18 protein-coding genes are annotated in these 17488 nt (G+C 37.6%); all 18 read right to left on the bottom strand.

Annotated elements, in window-relative coordinates:
• Window positions 1–11 precede the first annotated feature (11 nt).
• The 18 genes from recD2 to AC6UDE_RS03115 all read right to left on the bottom strand — a co-directional run bounded on the left by recD2 (window position 12) and on the right by AC6UDE_RS03115 (window position 17480).
• Window positions 12–2468 carry an SF1B family DNA helicase RecD2 gene (gene recD2 / locus AC6UDE_RS03200; protein ID WP_500696601.1) on the bottom strand — a complete coding sequence of 819 codons (2457 nt, stop codon included), beginning with the start codon at window positions 2466–2468 and terminating at the stop codon, window positions 12–14.
• 10 nt (window positions 2469–2478) lie between these two features.
• Entirely contained in the window at window positions 2479–3210 is a 732-nt protein-coding gene (locus AC6UDE_RS03195; protein ID WP_500696600.1) for a tetratricopeptide repeat protein, read from the bottom strand.
• Between the two features lie 13 nt (window positions 3211–3223).
• Entirely contained in the window at window positions 3224–3880 is a 657-nt protein-coding gene (locus AC6UDE_RS03190; protein ID WP_500696599.1) for a histidine phosphatase family protein, read from the bottom strand.
• A 99-nt stretch (window positions 3881–3979) separates the two neighbouring features.
• Window positions 3980–5104, bottom strand: coding sequence for a tRNA 2-thiouridine(34) synthase MnmA (gene mnmA / locus AC6UDE_RS03185; RefSeq protein WP_500696598.1), 1125 nt, complete (start codon window positions 5102–5104; stop codon window positions 3980–3982).
• A gap of 108 nt (window positions 5105–5212) precedes the next feature.
• Window positions 5213–5557: a DUF1831 domain-containing protein gene (locus AC6UDE_RS03180; RefSeq protein ID WP_500693918.1), complete on the bottom strand. Its 345-nt coding sequence runs from the start codon at window positions 5555–5557 to the stop codon at window positions 5213–5215.
• Window positions 5557–6717 carry a cysteine desulfurase family protein gene (locus AC6UDE_RS03175; protein WP_500696597.1) on the bottom strand — a complete coding sequence of 387 codons (1161 nt, stop codon included), beginning with the start codon at window positions 6715–6717 and terminating at the stop codon, window positions 5557–5559. Before AC6UDE_RS03175 ends, AC6UDE_RS03180 begins: the two co-directional genes overlap by 1 nt.
• On the bottom strand, window positions 6710–7432 hold the full coding sequence (locus AC6UDE_RS03170; RefSeq protein ID WP_500696596.1) for a 5'-methylthioadenosine/adenosylhomocysteine nucleosidase: 723 nt from the start codon (window positions 7430–7432) through the stop codon (window positions 6710–6712). The genes AC6UDE_RS03175 and AC6UDE_RS03170 overlap by 8 nt, the downstream gene beginning before the upstream one ends.
• Before the next feature lie 19 nt (window positions 7433–7451).
• Entirely contained in the window at window positions 7452–7820 is a 369-nt protein-coding gene (locus AC6UDE_RS03165) for a hypothetical protein (RefSeq protein WP_500696595.1), read from the bottom strand.
• Window positions 7821–7831: 11 nt separating this feature from the next.
• Window positions 7832–8377: an NUDIX hydrolase gene (locus AC6UDE_RS03160; RefSeq protein ID WP_500693922.1), complete on the bottom strand. Its 546-nt coding sequence runs from the start codon at window positions 8375–8377 to the stop codon at window positions 7832–7834.
• A gap of 54 nt (window positions 8378–8431) precedes the next feature.
• Complete coding sequence (locus AC6UDE_RS03155) at window positions 8432–8635, bottom strand: cold-shock protein (RefSeq protein WP_500696594.1); 204 nt, start codon at window positions 8633–8635, stop codon at window positions 8432–8434.
• 50 nt (window positions 8636–8685) lie between these two features.
• A complete protein-coding gene (ileS, locus tag AC6UDE_RS03150; RefSeq protein WP_500696593.1) occupies window positions 8686–11487 on the bottom strand; it encodes an isoleucine--tRNA ligase in 2802 nt (933 codons plus the stop codon).
• 209 nt (window positions 11488–11696) lie between these two features.
• Complete coding sequence (locus tag AC6UDE_RS03145) at window positions 11697–12377, bottom strand: DivIVA domain-containing protein (protein ID WP_500693925.1); 681 nt, start codon at window positions 12375–12377, stop codon at window positions 11697–11699.
• A gap of 11 nt (window positions 12378–12388) precedes the next feature.
• A complete protein-coding gene (locus AC6UDE_RS03140; RefSeq protein ID WP_500696592.1) occupies window positions 12389–13180 on the bottom strand; it encodes a YlmH family RNA-binding protein in 792 nt (263 codons plus the stop codon).
• A 1-nt stretch (window position 13181) separates the two neighbouring features.
• Window positions 13182–13457 carry a YggT family protein gene (locus tag AC6UDE_RS03135; protein WP_500695537.1) on the bottom strand — a complete coding sequence of 92 codons (276 nt, stop codon included), beginning with the start codon at window positions 13455–13457 and terminating at the stop codon, window positions 13182–13184.
• 11 nt (window positions 13458–13468) lie between these two features.
• Window positions 13469–13885, bottom strand: coding sequence for a cell division protein SepF (locus AC6UDE_RS03130; protein WP_500696591.1), 417 nt, complete (start codon window positions 13883–13885; stop codon window positions 13469–13471).
• Window positions 13886–13905: 20 nt separating this feature from the next.
• Window positions 13906–15189: a cell division protein FtsZ gene (ftsZ, locus tag AC6UDE_RS03125; RefSeq protein WP_500696590.1), complete on the bottom strand. Its 1284-nt coding sequence runs from the start codon at window positions 15187–15189 to the stop codon at window positions 13906–13908.
• A gap of 20 nt (window positions 15190–15209) precedes the next feature.
• On the bottom strand, window positions 15210–16565 hold the full coding sequence (gene ftsA / locus AC6UDE_RS03120; protein ID WP_500695536.1) for a cell division protein FtsA: 1356 nt from the start codon (window positions 16563–16565) through the stop codon (window positions 15210–15212).
• Between the two features lie 99 nt (window positions 16566–16664).
• Window positions 16665–17480 carry a cell division protein FtsQ/DivIB gene (locus tag AC6UDE_RS03115; RefSeq protein ID WP_500696589.1) on the bottom strand — a complete coding sequence of 272 codons (816 nt, stop codon included), beginning with the start codon at window positions 17478–17480 and terminating at the stop codon, window positions 16665–16667.
• Between the last annotated feature and the right edge of the window lie 8 nt (window positions 17481–17488).

Below are 17488 nucleotides of genomic sequence, written 5' to 3'. Positions count from 1 at the left end.
TCGAATTTAATTCATTTATCATTATTAAAATTTTGAGGGGTAATTCCCTGCATCCCAATCATGGGATCAATTGTATTTTCAATAATCTGATCCTCCGATAAAATAAAATCTGAGGGAGTTTTCTTTTTAAAAGTCGGTCTACCCCTTTTTGAATTTCCAATTACCTTTGGAGTAAACTCTTCGTCAATCACGTATTGTAACCGTTGCTTCAAAGTCGTTTTCCGATTAACCGATTCATTTTCAATACATTCTTCAAATGAATTTGGATCTCCAATCATAATCAACATTTTCGAAGCTCTAGTAACTGCAGTATACAATAAATTCCTTTTAAGCATCCTCTTATACTGAGGAACAATCGGTAAGATAACCATTTCGAACTCACTACCCTGAGCTTTATGAATCGAGGTACAGTAGGCAAGTGTTAACTGATTCCAGTCATTTCGAGTATAGGTAACCTCATTTTGATCAAACGCAATGACCAGTTTATCTAGATAATGCTTATTATCGCTATTAACTTCAATTCCAACGACTTTACCAATATCACCGTTAAAAATGTTATTCTCAGGGACATTTACAAGTTGAAGAACCTTATCGCCAATTCGATAAGTGGTTCCCCTAAAGTCAACTTCTTTCTGAGAGTCAGCCGTTTTAGGATTCATAATGTTTTGAATCTCAACGTTTAAACGATCAATCCCTGCAGTTCCACGATACATTGGAGCCAGTACTTGTACATCCGTAGAACTAAATCCTTTCGTTTTGGCCTTATTAACAATCTGCTTAATTACCGAATCAACTTGTTGGGTATTACAATTAATAAAGCTACGATCCCTTTGGTTTTTTAAAAGTGTTTTGGGCATCTCACCATTCTTGATATCATGGGCTAATTCTACAATGGTTGATCCGTCATTTTGACGGTGAATTTGGTTTAATTCCACGCTAGGAATTGTGTGAGAACGGAGTAAATCATAAAAAACCTGACCGGGACCAACCGACGGTAACTGATCTTTATCACCAACAAAGATCACCTTCATACCGTTTGGAACCGCCTGGCATAAAATTTTAAATAAGTCTGTATCCACCATCGACATTTCATCAACGATTAACAAACCACCTTCCAAATCATTGGCAGCTTCTTCATCGCCATGACCAGTAAGACCTAGCAAGCGATGAATGGTACTGGCAGGAATTTTAGTTGACTCACTCATTTTCTTGGCAGCTCGCCCAGTAGGAGCTGCTAATAATACCGGATATGCTTGTTCTTTATAGTCATTAATATCTAAAGATAAATCATTAGCTTCGGCAAACGTTCTAACAATTCCGTTGATAATAGTCGTTTTCCCAGTTCCAGGACCACCAGTAAGCAAAAATGCAGGGTTTATCATTGCTTCGTTAATGGCTTTTTTCTGAGAGTCGTCATACTCAATTCCGACCTCACTCTCAACTTTGCCAATTATCTTAGAAAAATCATTAGGTTGATCCTCCGCCTTTTTGCCACCCTGCTCAATTCGCTTGATGTTTTCAGCAATGCGTATCTCGTCATCGTATAGATTTTTTAAATAAATCTTATCTTCATCAACGACAATTTTTTGATCTTTAGCTAAATCATACAACTCTTCACCTAGCTTCTTATCGTCAATACTCTGCGTTCGATCGGTTTCAAGAATTCGAGTGCTTTCTTGCATCAATTCTCTAGTGTCAGAATACGTATTACCACTTTTAATGGATAAAGAGTCAAGAGCTGTCAGTAATCCGGCACGCAACCGTCCTTTATCGTTGTAATCTACTCCAACCTTATTCGCAATTCGATCAGCACGCTTAAAGCTAATTCCAGAAATATCCTCAACAAGTTGGTAAGGATTATTCTTAATGACTTCTAAAGCCTGCTCTTTATACTTTTTAAAGATGGCGGAAGCTAAGCTACTACCGAAGCCATAACTATTCAGCCCAACGATGGTTTGTTCAACCCCATTATTTTCGTGAATTGCTTTTGTAATTACATCTTTTTGCTTCTTGGTTAATCCAACTGAATTTAAAACCGCCGGGTTTTCTAAAACCTTCTCAATTAAATTCGTTCCCAATTTGCTAACAACTTTTTCGGCAGTCTTCGGCCCGATACCAGTAAATTCATCACCTGATAAATAATTAACCAAACCCTTTTTGGAAGTTTGACCAACCCGCTCGTAGTTTTCAGCTTGAAATTGCTTTCCATACTTGGGATGGTCAACCAACTTACCAATAAAACGATAGGTGATATCATCACTAATATCCGCAAAGTTACCAGTGATAACAATTTCATCTTCATGCCAATCTACATTGGTTTCATTAACCTTTACCAGCAAAACTTTGTAGAAACTATCTGAACTTTCAAAAAAAGTTGTCTGAACTTGTCCTTTCACAAATGGTTGCTCATTTTGAGATGAATTATTCAATTTTCCGTTCGTTTGAAATAAATCCATGGATTCAGACAATTATTTTCTCCTATTTTTTGGAATCATTTGGTTTCGAGTCATCAGGGTGCTCATTTTTTTGTTTATTTAATTGAATTACTTTTTCAATGTCTTTTATCTGACTTTGTTTGGCATCAAAATTTTTCTTATCGTACTTTTCGGCTTTCTTGAAATAATCATCAAATGGTTCACCAATCACCATCGCAATTAATCCCCGATCGAAATTAGCTTTCCCATCATTTGGATTACTTTTTAGAACTCGATCGTAAAAATCGGCTGCTTGATCGAAATCACCAAGTGCCATTAGGCACTCCCCCATCATTCGATTAATTTCAGAATCTTGCTTTGCTAATTCTTGAGCCGTTAATAAAAACACTAAAGCTCTCTTATAGTCCTTTTTCCCCATATAACTTTGAGCCAACATCACGTAAGCGTCTTTTTTTAACTCAGGATCATTCACCTGCTGAAATTGTTGAATGGCTTTTTCATATTCACCAGCAGAATAATATACGTTACCTAAACCATATAACAGCGTGCTTTTTGCTTTTTTATTTGAATCGCCAAATAAACCCAAAGCCTTCATTAATAACTCTTCAGCCTGGGTATAACTTTTAAGCTCAACTAAAAACACACTTAAATCATAGTAAGTTCGGTAGTCCTTTGGGTGATCATCAATATCTTTTACTAACTTATGAAGTGTTTCCTCCGCTTGCTTTTGACGGGGATCTTCCGTTGGTTTATTTTCTCGTCCATTATCTGTCATAGCCATCCTCCTATTACACTAAATCTGATTTTTCAATTTCCCTATCTAAATAACTGGTGTCATTCCAATCCACCAATCGATACGTTTTGCCATGATTACTAGTTTCAATAACGGTAGTACTTGTATTAGCCAATCCACCACGTTTCCGTAAATCTCTCAGAGGGATTCCTAATAATGAATTAATCAAAGCATTTAGAGCTGCTCCATGACTAACAATTAAGATATTATCGTTATTACTATAATTTTGCGTAATTTCATTAATTTTACCTTGCATTCGTTTGATTAATTCAGGGAAATCCTCCCCACCAATCGTTTCAGGACGATATTGATCTGGATGGTTACGAAAGGCATCAAATTCTTCTGGGAATTTCTTTTGCACATCAGTAAATTTCATCCCTTCCATCTTACCGAGATGAAACTCTTCCAAGCGACTGTCCAGTGAAATTGAAACCGGAGATTTTAACCATTTTTGAATATGGAAAGCAGTAATTCGTGCTCTTTTGATAGGGCTTGCATAAATATGTGCAAATTGAACACCAGAAAGAAATTTACCCGCTTGATCCATTTCATGGTAACTTTTGTCAAGAAGCGGTGAATCACCTCCGGCACCTTGATACCTACTTTCAAGATTCCATTCGGTCTTCCCATGTCTCACAAAATAAAGTCTCATTTAAATCCCTCACACACATTGATATAGCTTTATTATGCCAGTTTAGAATTAAATTATCAAAAAAGTCCGACTCAAAACGAGTCGAACTTTGTTTAAATATTATACATATTGTAGTTCATGATCATTTTTAAACGCGGCATCAATCGTAGCGGTTCCTAAACATTCTTGACCGTCATAAAAAACCACTGCCTGTCCGGGAGTAATTGACCGAACTGGTTCATCAAAAGTTACCTTAACATGATTATTATCGTCATCAATATGAACGGTAACCCCAGTATCCTTTTGACGATACCTAAACTTAGCCGTGCAGTGAAAATCATTTCCTCGCGTATTGGAATCAATCCAAGAAAGACCAGAAGCAGTTAAATAATCAGCATATAAATGTTCATTGTCATAACCCTTTCCAACGTACAGAATATTCTTAGAAAGATCCTTACCAACAACAAACCAAGGTCGATTATCATAACCATCTCCACCAATACCGAGACCTTTCCTCTGACCAATTGTATAATACATCAGCCCATTATGATGACCCTTAACTTCACCATCAAAGGTCATCATTTTACCTGGTTTAGCAGGAAGGTATTTGCTAAGAAAATTATTAAAGTTGTTTGGACCAATGAAACAAACTCCCATTGAATCCTTTTTGTCGGCTACCCAAAGGTTAGCTTCTTTAGCAATTTTTCTAACCTCAGGTTTAGTCATTCCACCAACTGGAAACATTACTCGATCCAATTGATCCGCTGAAAGTTGACTTAAAAAGTAAGTTTGATCTTTATTAAGATCTGCGGAACGTAATAAGTGGTTGTGTCCTTCTTTATCACGTTTCAACTGAGCATAATGCCCCATTGCAATATAATCGGCACCAAGATCCATTGCATACTCGAGAAAAGCTTTGTACTTAATCTCAGTATTACAAATTACATCAGGATTAGGAGTACGTCCGCGTTTGTATTCCGCTAAAAAATACTTGAAGACCCGGTCCCAATACTCATGTTCAAAGTTAACAGAATAATATGGGATGCCGATTTCGTTAGCAACATGAGCAACATCCTTGTAGTCTTCAGTAGCGGTACAAACACCATCAGCATCGGTGTCATCCCAGTTCTTCATGAAGACTCCAACCACATCGTATCCCTGTTGTTTTAAGAGGTAGGCGGCAACTGAAGAGTCAACTCCACCACTCATACCAACAACAACACGTGTTTTACTGTTATCTTGCATAACATCACCATCATTCTTTAGATTCTGAAAATCTACGATTTGAAGGTCGCAATTCCAGTATTTACTATCATACTCTACTAACTAACATTCTTGCAACTTTTCACTCTTCTACACTTTTTGAAATACTTTTCTTAAAATCATATTCTGCATAATGAAATTAAACTGATCACGTTCTTCTTGATGATTATCATTAGAAAAGATATCCACATCATTCATTTCATTACCATCAACGACTGCCATCTTAAATTCACTCATATCAGAATTGATTGTAATCTTAAGCTTGATCGCCCTTTTATTGAATGGGGACTCAGGGTCAATGGATTTCTTATAGGAAAAATTGCCACTTTTAGTGGTGTTAAAACCAAGGTCAAGTAAAGTGTATTGTTTGATTTCTGGGTTCAACTCATATTTGTCAGTTCCACCCTTTAACTGGACTACCTTTGAAAATGCCATTACTTCTTGTTTCCCTTCTTCAAGCGATGAACAATCGCCGTAATCTCAGTAACTAATTTTTGAATGTCTTCATCAGTGGTATATGCCCCAAAACTAACTCGAATGGATTCTGAAAGTCTAGGACTATCTTTTCCAAACATTGCAGTTAAGACATGAGAAGGTTCTAAACTACCAGCGGTACATGCTGATCCACCCGACACGGCAATCCCCGCTAAATCTAAATTAGTCTGCATAACATAGGTAGAAATTCCCTTGATCCAAATGTTTAAGACGTGTGGCAGGGTATTATCACTCATCGATCCGTTTACATCAATGTCAATTCCGTTATTAGTTAATCCATCAACCACTTCGCGCTTAAATCGCCTAAAATCTTCTCTTCGTTGCTTTTTCTTTTCACTAGGAAGGTTTCTAACGGCCGTAGCAAATCCTGATATTTGGGGAATATTTTCGGTTCCGGCACGTCGTTTGTCTTCCTGATCGCCACCCATAATATAACTGGTAAAATTAATTCCATTTCGTCGATACAAAAAACCAATCATTTTTGGACCATTTAACTTATGAGCCGATGTAGATAGTAAATCAATATGATCCCTTTTGACATCAATATCAAGTAGACCATAAGCTTGCACAGCATCAGTATGAAACCAAGCCTGATGATCTTTAAGTAGTTCCCCAATTTCATGAATCGGATTCTTACTACCCACTTCATTATTTCCCATCATGATTGAAACCAAAATCGTGTCATCATCAAGCGCATTCTTCAGATCAGTTAAAGAAATATTACCTTGCTTGTCAACCGGTAAATAAGTAACTCTAAATCCATGATCTTCTAAATATTTCATTGGCTTTAAAATTGCTTCATGTTCAATTGCAGTTGTAATAATGTGATTACCAAGACTCTTTCGAGCTTCAGCCGTTCTAATCACAGCTGTATTGTCACTCTCAGTTCCACCACTTGTAAATACAATTTCGTTATCATCCGCATTAATACTTTTAGCAATCACATGTCGACTATCTTCCAAGATTTCTTTTGACTGTCTTCCAAGTTGATACAAAGTAGAAGCGTTTCCAAAGTTGTTTTTAAACTTATCGTACATGTCATCCAACACTTCACTGGAGACTGGTGTGGTTGCGGCGTTATCTAAATAGATCTCACCCAATTAAATCATCCCTCTGAGCTTCTTTAGTATTCTTAAATAAATTTAATAGCATCTGTGCCGAACGTTTTCCGGCGTCAACAACAAACTCATCAAAACTCTGATTAGCGTTTTCATCACCAACATCTGACATCGCTCTAATAACGACGTACGGAATATTAAACTGGTGGGCAACTTGTCCTACTGCAGCCCCTTCCATCTCGGCCGATAAGGCATCTGGAAAGTTTTTCAGAATTTCATCGATCATTTTTTGTCCAGAAATGAATTGATCTCCGGTAACAATCAAACCCTTTTTAGGGTTAATTCCGGTATCTTTTGAAGCATCGGTAATTTTATTAATCCAAGTGTTAGAAGCGTCAAATCGAGCTGGCTGACCGGGTAATTGACCGTATTCATATCCTGCAGCAGTAGCATCAACGTCATGATAAGCAGTTTGAGTAGAGATTACTAAGTCCCCAACGCTCAGTCCTTCCCCAATGCCAGCTGCTGATCCAGAATGAATGATTACATCAACATCAAAATTTTCAAGTAAAAGAGCCGCTGTAATTCCTGCTTCAACTTTGCCAATCCCAGATTTTACTAAGACAACTTTTTGACCATCGATGGTCCCTTCATAAAACTTGATGCCATTAATATCTTTTTCTCTCTCATTTTTTAATGCTGATTTTAAAGATTTAATTTCTTCATCCATTGCACAAATAATTCCAAATGTTTTCATTTTCCTAAATTCTCCTAAATTATCCGACGAATCTCATAATTGCTAGCACGAGCACAATTAATAACAATAATAATAATATAACGATATTCAATCTTCTTCCGAGTCGTTTACGTTTGTACTCCGAAGCATCTTGTCTTTCTCTTTCATATGAGTCCGGTTGATCGGTATAATAATTCCCCAAAGATTCATCGGATTGACCCTTATTAGCACGATGAAACAATCGGTCAAACCAGCTTCGCTTTTTCAAACGGGCATGCCGAGTCTCTTGATTTTCTGATTCATTATCATAACGAGTACGGGGATCTCTTCTCCCGCTATCACCATACATGCGCTGATACTCAGATCTAGTCATTTCAGACCGATCTTTTTCCCTATCATTAACTACCATATATTGACCGCCTATTTCTGCATCAGTTCCCAGTATTGGATTGCCATAATTGTCTTAGCATCAATGATTTTGCCACTTTTCATCATTTGTTTGGCTTCATCTAGCGTATACTCATTAATTTCTAAAAATTCACCAGGATCTCTAGGTAACTTTGTCTTCACTGGGGTTAATCCCTCCACTAAGTACAAATACATATACTCATCAGAAATTCCAACTGATGGATAAAATGAATAAAGCTCTTTAATTTCCTTAGCGTTATATCGAACTTCTTCATTTAATTCCCTTTTAACGGCATGAATCGGTGAATCATTGTCGCGATCATCCAATTTACCTGCAGGGATTTCAATCATCACTTGTTTTGCTGGGGCGCGCCATTGTTTCTCTAAAATCATTTTATTGTCTGAGGTGATTGCAAGCATTGCTACTGATTTACAGTGGTGAATAATCTCTCTAGAGGCCAGCTGTCCATTTGGAAGCTTAACTTGCTGTTCTTCTACTTGAGCAATTGGTCCATTATAAACCGGTTTACTACTAATTACTTTTTCTTCAAAATCCATAATAATCACCTTCCAAAAATAGTTTAACCATAATATAACCCCAATGCAATTGCTTTAATCTTGATGTAAAACCACCTTAGCAGCCTGAAAGCCATGTTGTCCCATGGCTTTCACAAAATCAACTTGGTCACCAGGCTTAATTTGCTTTGGATTTCCAGAAATAATTCCAGTAATATGCATGAAAACATCATCAGAATTAGGAACCTGAATGTACCCAAATCCCTTATCCCTTTCGTAACTTTTAATCGTACCTTTCATTTCGTTTTACCCCTTTGTTAATAAAAAATCGGGATCAAATCCCGATTCCATTACTTTTCTTCAAATCCGTCTGTTGCTGTTTCTGGAAACTCTTCTTTAACAATCTTAGCACAACGACCACAGAACTCTGGGTAATCTGGGTCAGAACCAACATCCTGCTTAATGAGACGACAACGAACACAGGTCTCACCTTTGGCATGCTCTACTTTAATTGCTAAATTATCATCAAATCGATCTGCATCTGGGTCAACTTCATCAATTGATTTAACTTCTAATTGAGAAACCATCAAGATTTGGGCAATATCAACACCTAAATCGTTAAACAGCTTCCTAGTTGCATCATCAACATACAAAGTCAATTTAGCTTCAGACGGTTTACCAATGACTTTACTATCTCGAGCCAGTTCCATGGCTTTCAACACGTTCTTTCTCAACTTCATAAATTGATCCCACTGATGCCTGATTTCATCTTCATTGTCAAAGTGCTTAACTTCTGGCATTTCAGCCAATTGAACAAACTCTTCTGGTTCATTTAAGAAATTCCAAATTTCTTCGGTCGTGTGGGGGATGATTGGAGTCATTAATTTCGTTAAAGCAACTAAGACCTCGTACAAAACTGTTTGCATCGAACGACGTCTGTGACCATTCTTAGGATCAATGTACAAAATATCTTTTGCAAAATCCAAGTAGAAAGCCGACAAGTCACTAGTAATAAATGACAGTAATTCCTTATTAATACTCATGAAGTCGTACTTGTTGTAGGCATCTTTAACGTTTTGAATTAATTGATTCAAGCGAAGCATCATGTACTGATCAGCAGGGTTCATGTCTTCATACTTAACCGAATCTGATTCAGAATCAAAATCACTTGTATTAGCTAACATATACCGAATTGTATTCCTGATCTTTTTATAACTATCAGAAACGACCTTAAAGTTACCCATTGATACCCGCACGTCAGCTGAAGTATCAACAGTGGTAACCCACAAACGAACAATATCAGCTCCCATTTGCTTGATAACATCACTTGGAGCGATCGTATTTCCAAGTGATTTACTCATTTTGTGACCTTTCTTATCCAGAGTAAATCCTTGTGATAAAACATGTTTGTAAGGTGCAATGTCAGCATACGCAACACTTGTAATCAAACTAGAGTTAAACCAACCACGATACTGATCGGATCCTTCAACAACGAGATCAGATGGGTACGTCAATTCAGGTCGTTCTGCCAAAACACCCTGATGAGAAGTACCCGAATCAAACCAAACATCCATAATGTCATTTTCTTTGGTAAACTTACCATTCGGTGAATGTTCACTAGTAAATCCTTCTGGTAAAAGATCCTTGGCCTCCCTTTCAAACCAAATATCGGAGCCATATTTACCAAACAAACTAGCAACGTGTTCAATCGTCTCATCAGTAATGATTGGTTCTCCATCTTCACCATAGAAAATTGGTAGTGGAACTCCCCAAACTCGCTGTCTGGAAATGACCCAGTCACCACGATCACGAATCATGTTATAGAGTCGCTTTTGTCCCCAATCAGGGTTAAATCCAACCGTATCGATGGCATCCAAGATTTCTTTTCTAATCTTATCAACTGAGGCAAACCACTGCGGGGTAGCACGATAAATGACCGGCTTTTTGGTTCGCCAGTCAAAGGGATAACTATGTTTATAAGGCATGTAATGAATTAACTGTCCCTGTTCCTTTAACTTATCCAAAGCAATTTGGTTAGCATCTTCATAAAAGACACCTTCAAAATCAGGACCGGCTTCTTTAGTGAGATATCCCTTTGCATTCACAGGTGCAAATACATCCAAGCCGTACTGCATCCCAATGTTATAGTCGTCCTCACCAAATCCAGGAGCGGTGTGAACTAACCCAGTTCCGGAGTCATTAGTAACAAAATCACCGTTCATTACAACCAATTGACGATTTTTGTCAAACGGATGTTGGGCTTTAATGTTGTTTAGATCCTTCCCTTTGACCGTCTTTAAGGTTTTAATATTTTCCCAGCCGAACATTTCTGCGTCTTTATCAAGTAAATCGGTTCCAATAACATATTTTTTCGGGTCATCATCGTGTTGAATAATCGAATAGTTAAAGTCGGGTTCAACAGTAATTCCCTCAGAACCAGGAATCGTCCATGGCGTCGTAGTCCAGACAACCATATAAGTATCGTCATCTAAAATTCCATTTCCATCAATCACTTTTTCAGCAAAAAATGCCGACGGAGAAGTCACATCATGATACTCAACTTCTGCTTCCGCTAGTGCCGATTCCGATGACCAAGACCAAATTACCGGCTTAAGTCCTTTATAAATCAAGCCCCGATCAGCCATTTTACCAAAGACACGTACTTCAGCCGCTTCATATTCGGGCATTAAAGTAAGGTATGGATTATCCCAGTCCGCTGAAACGCCTAAACGTTTGAATTCATCACGCTGTTGGTCAACTTGTTTTAAGGCATAATCGTGACAAAGTTTACGAAAATCATTCGTAGACATCTCTTTGCGATTATAGCCCTTCTTTTTAAGTTGCTGTTCAATTGGTAGTCCATGAGTATCCCATCCCGGAACATAAGGAGCACGGTATCCATTCATGGATTTAAATCGAACAATAATGTCTTTGGTGATTTTATTCATGGCGTGTCCCATATGGATATCACCGTTAGCATACGGAGGTCCATCGTGTAATACAAACGATGGTTTGCCTTCATTCAGTTTTTGCCGTTGTTGATAAAGTTGATTATCTTCCCATACTTTTTCCCGTTCAACCTCTTTAACGGGAAGATTTCCTCTCATTTTAAACTTAGTTTTACCCAAGTTTAGCGTATCCTTAATTCTCATAGTATCCTCCTCAAAATAAAAAGACCTCATCCTAATAGGGACGAAGTCTTCGTGGTACCACCCAAATTCAAAATTAACAACCGTTAATTTTCTCATTGCATCATAGACTATTAACGAAGTGATCTTTTGCTAATAATTACTTTTTTAGGCTCACACTAACCCTAATTCGCTGAAAAGACCATTAGCAACTTTCTATCTTCAATCTATCATTATTTATGTAGCTTATCATTGGGATAAATTTCAACTGTCGGATCCGTGTATGGTCCTGAAACCGACTCCACAACAAATTGATCACCCTTTGAAGAATCATTACTAGATGAGTTTACACTGCCAATAGCCTGCTTGTCAAGATTCTTCACAGCATCTTGAATCTCATCATAATTGCTAAAATTACTTGAATCGAGTAATTTATTCCAATCTTCACTCTGGGCAAAGTCTAACTGACTTTTAAGCATTCCAATCATCTTTTGACGGAAATCCTTCACACTATTTCTAAAATCATCAGTCGCAATCGAAAGACTTTGAGCCTGTTTCGAAGTGTTACCCATGATTTCATTTGATTGAGCAGTAGCTTCAGTTAAAATAGAATCGGCTTGCTCTTGAGCCTTTTGTTTGATTTCATTTGCATCACTTTCTGCATCCTTTTTAACCTTATCAGCTGCTTCTTGGGCAACTAAAATCGATTGGTTCAAAGAATTCTTTAGGTCATCATAGTAAGTGAGGTCTTTTTTGGTTTTCTTTAATGATCTTTTAAGCTCCTCATTCTCATCTTGCAGAATTTGGTAATCTTTAGTGAGTTGATCTAAAAAGTCATTGACTTCATCAATGCTGTATCCTCTCATTTTTAGTGAAAACTTTTTATCATGAATATCTTGAGCCGTTAGCGTCATAATATCCCTCCTCATTTATTTTTTATTACGTTTAATTCAGCTTTTAATTTTCCCTTTTTCGAGTGGCCATTGTATCCCACTACCTTTATTCTACCGTATCCTCTGACAGAAATCATATCAGAAACTTTAATTTCATAATTTGATTTAGTAAACTCAAACCAATTTAAGCGAACTTTTTCATGCTCGATCAGACTCTTAGCCATACTTCTAGAGATATGAAAACCAATCGAAATAACAACGTCTAAACGAAATGATGGTAAAGTAACAAAATCTACTATCCAGTCATCTTTTTGCTGAACAATTTGACTAAAATTAATTTGGCTTAAATCAACCTTTACTTTACCAATACGATCAACTGATCTTATCAAATACTTAGCCATTTCATTCTCACAAATAAATTGCCAACGTTCTCCGTCGGTCAAAATATCGCCGAGAACCTTACGTTCAATTCCACTTCCCATCAAACTTCCAAGAACTTGATTGTGGTGGATAGACGCAAACTTTTCTGGATATTGAATCTCAATTAGTGATAATTCATAATCATCAAACTTCGGCACAAAATAGTCTGGATAAATCAGACCTCGTTTCATCTCAGCATTTTGATATCCACCAAACGTCGACAGCTTCAAACTAGGATAACGATTTACCAAAGTCTGAAGTAAATAGCACTCCCTTGAGTTGAGAAAACTAGTAAGAACTGGACGATACTCAGAATTCGCACTATCAATCCAATCACTTGCAGTTTGGAGGAACGGTAATTCGGATTTTCTAAAATGTTGTTCAATATTCTTTTCAACACCCATTTTATGCGACCAAACTTATGATAATATTTCCAATGTAGGTTACCCCAAACTGTAAAAGTTGAAGTACAACTAAGGCCAATATTGGCCCAAATCCTAACATCCCAATGTGAGCAAAATTAAAGTACTCTAAAAAGGGATTCACAATCCGACCCAAAAACTGACCAAATCGAGACTGTGAGGCACCTGGAAACCATGTCAGTAAAGCATCGATTACGATTGCCAACATATAAATCTGAATTGCATAATTAATAATCTGTGCAATCCAAGTAATTACCATTACCAATTAAATCATCCTAACCTACTATTGAACTTTTCGTCCATTGCGCCATCAATATCAAAATTGTTAGGAGCACAGAGAAAAATTTTCTCATCAATTCGTCTTATTTTTCCATCGATAGCGTAAATAGTCCCATTTAAAAAATCAACGATTCTTTTGACGGACTCATTACTAACCCCGTCCATTTTAACAATCACAGCATTCCCACCAATTAATTTACTGGCAATACTTTTTGCGTCAGCATAAATTCGGGGTTCCATAACAGCAATTTTACTATTAGAAATATCACTTTTACTCATTGATACGACCTTACGCGGATTATTTTTTACAGATCGAACGCTATCAACGTTATTTGGGTTTTGGTCATCGTTTTCATAAGTATCGGCATTATCATCGATACCAAAAAAACGTTTAAAATTATATGACATTACTAGCTCCTCTCCGAATACTATTGCTTATTATTTCGGTTCCGATATCTGAAGAATGGAGGGACATCATCATTGTCGTTTCCACTATCATTATTATTTGAATCAGAATTATTTCCATCTTCAAATGGTTCAAAGTCTTGCTTTTCCACGTTCGAAAACTTGTCATTATCTGATGAATCAGCATTTCTAACTTCGTTTTGGTTATCACTAATGTCCCAGTTGTGAAGCGGATCATCATTACTAGAATCAGCTGAATTATCTTTAGTAGCATTATCAGTCTTAGGACTAGCAAAGGTACTCGAACGATTCTTCCTAGTTAGTGCTGGGCTAGCAGAACGGTCTGGATCTCCAGTCTGAATCCCAGTTGCAACTACCGAAACTTTAACTTCATCACCCATATTTTCATCAATTGAGGTTCCAAAGAAGATATTAACATCATTTGACGTTGCATCAGATACGATATTGGCGGCATCTTGTGCCTCAGCAAGTGATAACTCTGGTCCGGCAGTTACATTCAGCAAGACTTGTTGGGCTCCGTCGATTGAAACTTCCAATAATGGCGAATTAATGGCTTTCTTAGTTGCTTCTTCAGTTCGGTTTTCGCCGGTTGCTGCGCCCACTCCCATAAGAGCGGATCCTTGATTCTGCATTACACTTGTTACATCAGCAAAATCCAAATTAACAACCCCAGGACTAGTAATCAAATCAGTGATTCCCTGAACGCCCTGACGTAAAACGTCATCAGCATCCTTAAAGGCTTCCATCATTGGAGTTTTTTTATCAACCATATCTAACAAGCGGTTATTTGAAACCACCACTAAAGTATCAACGTTTTGCTTAAGGGCTTCAATTCCTTCAGTAGCGTTATGATCACGTTTTGGTCCCTCAAAAACAAAGGGACGAGTCACAACCCCAACTGTCAATGCACCAGCATCTTTAGCGATCTTGGCAACAATCGGAGCTGCCCCAGTTCCAGTTCCACCACCCATTCCTGATGTAACAAACACCATGTCAGCATCGTGTAAGGCATCAGTAATGGCTTCTTCACTTTCTTCAGCTGCTTTTGATCCAACTTCTGGATTTGAACCGGCTCCTAGTCCCTTGGTGAGCTTGGGTCCAAGATTAATCTTAGTTTCTGCTTTAGAACTTCCTAAAGCCTGTAGGTCGGTGTTAGCGGCAATAAATTCGACCCCTTTAACGCCTTCTTCGATCATTCGATTAACGGCATTTCCACCACCGCCACCAACTCCAATAACCTTAATTGTTGCACCATTATTTTTATTTGCATCCATTGAATAGTCCATATTTTATAAATACCCCCGCGTTACTCGAAAAAGTGGTGTACAATGCCACTTAATTTTTCGCCTAAATTCTTATCACTCTTTGGTTTCTTTTCACGTTTCTTTTTTGCCGTTTTATTCTGACGTTTTTGCTTAAAGGGAATGGATCCAGATACGCTTGGTTCAGATCGAGGTTCAATTTCTCTGGCATTTCCGTTGTCATCATAGGCGAACTCACCATGGTCAAATGCTGAACGTACTAAACGCTCAATTTGACTTAAATTACCACCATAATTAACTAATGATAATGCTAACGATAGTGAGGGGTGTCTTAAACCAATTTGATCAGGAATATAAACTCTGACATTAACGCCAAAGGTATTAGCGGCTAATTCAGCAATTCCTGGCATAGAGGATACCCCGCCAGTTAGCACAATCCCACCAGGGAGACTTAATGCATCAATTCCATCAAGATCATCTTTGAGTCTGCCAAAGATTTGATCAATTCGTGCTTCGATAATTTCAGCTAATAATTTTTCACTTACATTAACTGGTTGTCCTTGGCCAACAACTTCGACTGGAAACTCATTATCTTCACTAGCTTGATCAACATCAGCATATCCATATCCCCGTTTCAACTTTTCAGCGTTAGCGGCAGAAGTGTTTAATACTGAAGAAATATCTTTAGTTATGTATTGTCCACCCTCAAGATCAACATTGGCGTATTTGAGTTCAAAATCATGAATAACCGCAACCGTTGATTGTCCTCCACCTAGGTCAATCAATATTGTTCCAAACTCTTGCTCTGATTCACTTAAAATATATTTTCCTTCAGCCTGGGGATCGACAACCAATGCTTCAATATTCAAACCAGCATTAGTAACGGCCTTTTTAATATTATGAATAATAGTCTTAGGCCCACTAATCATTCGACCATTCATTTTCAAACGATTTCCAACCATTCCTCTTGGATCTTGAATACCGTCAAAACCGTCTACCATGAATTCATCTGGAGTTAAATCGATCACTTCACGTTCGGGTGGAAGGTTAGTATCAATAGCAGACTCAGACACATCCACAACATCATCGTTTGTGATTTCCTCAGACTGGTCGGGGAGCTCAATCATCCCAGAACATTTATCAATTTTAATCTGATCAGCCGGGATGCCCACAATTACATTGCTAATTTTGACACTTGCCTTTTCCTCAGCCTGACTAACAGCTCGTTCAATAGCATTTGACGCCTTATCAATATCAACAATAACTCCACGACTAACACCAGTTGATTTTTCATTACCAACTCCGATTACATTCATTTGACCGTTAGCCTTCTCAGCTACAATCACTTTAATCGAAGTAGTTCCAATATCTAAACCAATGTACATATTTGAATCGTTCATTATCTGGAACCTCCATATAGGGTCTATTGAAAAAGATGATCCAATATACCATAATCTCACTTAATTTTAACACACATGATGAACGTTAATAAAGAGCTCTCATTTCCCCAAAGGATAGGAGTATGCCCCCACCTCCATGTTAACCACGCTCTTTTGTTTTAGGTCCTTAGCAATTGCAGGATAGTAAGCCATTTTATTTGCCATGGTACTGATTTTGACGTAAATCTCATTTCCATCTTTCATCAAAATCTGAACTCGCTCCGGATTACTTTTAGTATTAGCATTTTTTAACTCTTTAATCTGATTCCTAATTGATGGACTAATTTTTTTATATTGTCTTAACACATTCCTAATTTCATTGCCCTGTTTAAATCCAGAAACAATGCAGACATCGCTAGGATCATTAATTTTCACTGCTTCATCGGAGATATGACCTGATGGGTAGACGGGATAATACTTTCCGGCTTTAAAAATGTACTCCGGATTCGAATATCCATCTACCTTCACCATTAATTGATTATGCTTTTTAAAAGAAAAATCAACGTGTTTAACCTGCGCATTATGAGCTAACACATAACTTTGGGCTTTAGCTTTGTTTCTCTTTACCATTATCAGCGAATCCCCGACTTGAAATGGAATCTGATCTTTAATGTTTTCGCCCTTGAGTTGATGATTAGTTTGAATGTTAATCGATGAAACCCGACTGTATGGCAGTACCAAATAGAGCGAAACTAAAGCTACTACTATAAACAATAATAGGATCGGCAAAAAACCTCTAATTAATTGCTTGCGCTGTTGCTTTCTAATCCCAGGAATTTTGTGTCCGACTCGATATCGACTATTCTTCCTTTGTTTTCTCTCCTGGTACCTTTCCAACCGACCTGATGAATTGGAATCATTATCGCTAGTTTTCATTAAGATCA

Source organism: Fructilactobacillus sp. X2R5C3 (genome assembly GCF_059901325.1).
Note: the sequence above shows the minus strand (reverse complement) of the source record. Positions and strands in the feature narration are given on the sequence as shown.

Excerpts from the sequence above, each read along its gene's own strand:
- AC6UDE_RS03160 (WP_500693922.1), bottom strand. The coding sequence starts at position 8,377 with ATGGATTTTGAAGAAAAAGTAATTAGTAGTAAACCGGTTTATAATGGA.
- AC6UDE_RS03195 (WP_500696600.1), bottom strand. The coding sequence starts at position 3,210 with ATGACAGATAATGGACGAGAAAATAAACCAACGGAAGATCCCCGTCAA.
- ftsA (WP_500695536.1), bottom strand. The coding sequence starts at position 16,565 with ATGAACGATTCAAATATGTACATTGGTTTAGATATTGGAACTACTTCG.
- AC6UDE_RS03165 (WP_500696595.1), bottom strand. The coding sequence starts at position 7,820 with ATGGTAGTTAATGATAGGGAAAAAGATCGGTCTGAAATGACTAGATCT.
- AC6UDE_RS03145 (WP_500693925.1), bottom strand. The coding sequence starts at position 12,377 with ATGACGCTAACGGCTCAAGATATTCATGATAAAAAGTTTTCACTAAAA.
- ftsZ (WP_500696590.1), bottom strand. The coding sequence starts at position 15,189 with ATGGACTATTCAATGGATGCAAATAAAAATAATGGTGCAACAATTAAG.
- ileS (WP_500696593.1), bottom strand. The coding sequence starts at position 11,487 with ATGAGAATTAAGGATACGCTAAACTTGGGTAAAACTAAGTTTAAAATG.
- AC6UDE_RS03170 (WP_500696596.1), bottom strand. The coding sequence starts at position 7,432 with ATGAAAACATTTGGAATTATTTGTGCAATGGATGAAGAAATTAAATCT.
- AC6UDE_RS03140 (WP_500696592.1), bottom strand. The coding sequence starts at position 13,180 with ATGGGTGTTGAAAAGAATATTGAACAACATTTTAGAAAATCCGAATTA.
- AC6UDE_RS03190 (WP_500696599.1), bottom strand. The coding sequence starts at position 3,880 with ATGAGACTTTATTTTGTGAGACATGGGAAGACCGAATGGAATCTTGAA.
- AC6UDE_RS03155 (WP_500696594.1), bottom strand. The coding sequence starts at position 8,635 with ATGAAAGGTACGATTAAAAGTTACGAAAGGGATAAGGGATTTGGGTAC.
- AC6UDE_RS03130 (WP_500696591.1), bottom strand. The coding sequence starts at position 13,885 with ATGTCATATAATTTTAAACGTTTTTTTGGTATCGATGATAATGCCGAT.
- AC6UDE_RS03115 (WP_500696589.1), bottom strand. The coding sequence starts at position 17,480 with ATGAAAACTAGCGATAATGATTCCAATTCATCAGGTCGGTTGGAAAGG.
- AC6UDE_RS03180 (WP_500693918.1), bottom strand. The coding sequence starts at position 5,557 with ATGGCATTTTCAAAGGTAGTCCAGTTAAAGGGTGGAACTGACAAATAT.
- mnmA (WP_500696598.1), bottom strand. The coding sequence starts at position 5,104 with ATGCAAGATAACAGTAAAACACGTGTTGTTGTTGGTATGAGTGGTGGA.
- AC6UDE_RS03135 (WP_500695537.1), bottom strand. The coding sequence starts at position 13,457 with ATGGTAATTACTTGGATTGCACAGATTATTAATTATGCAATTCAGATT.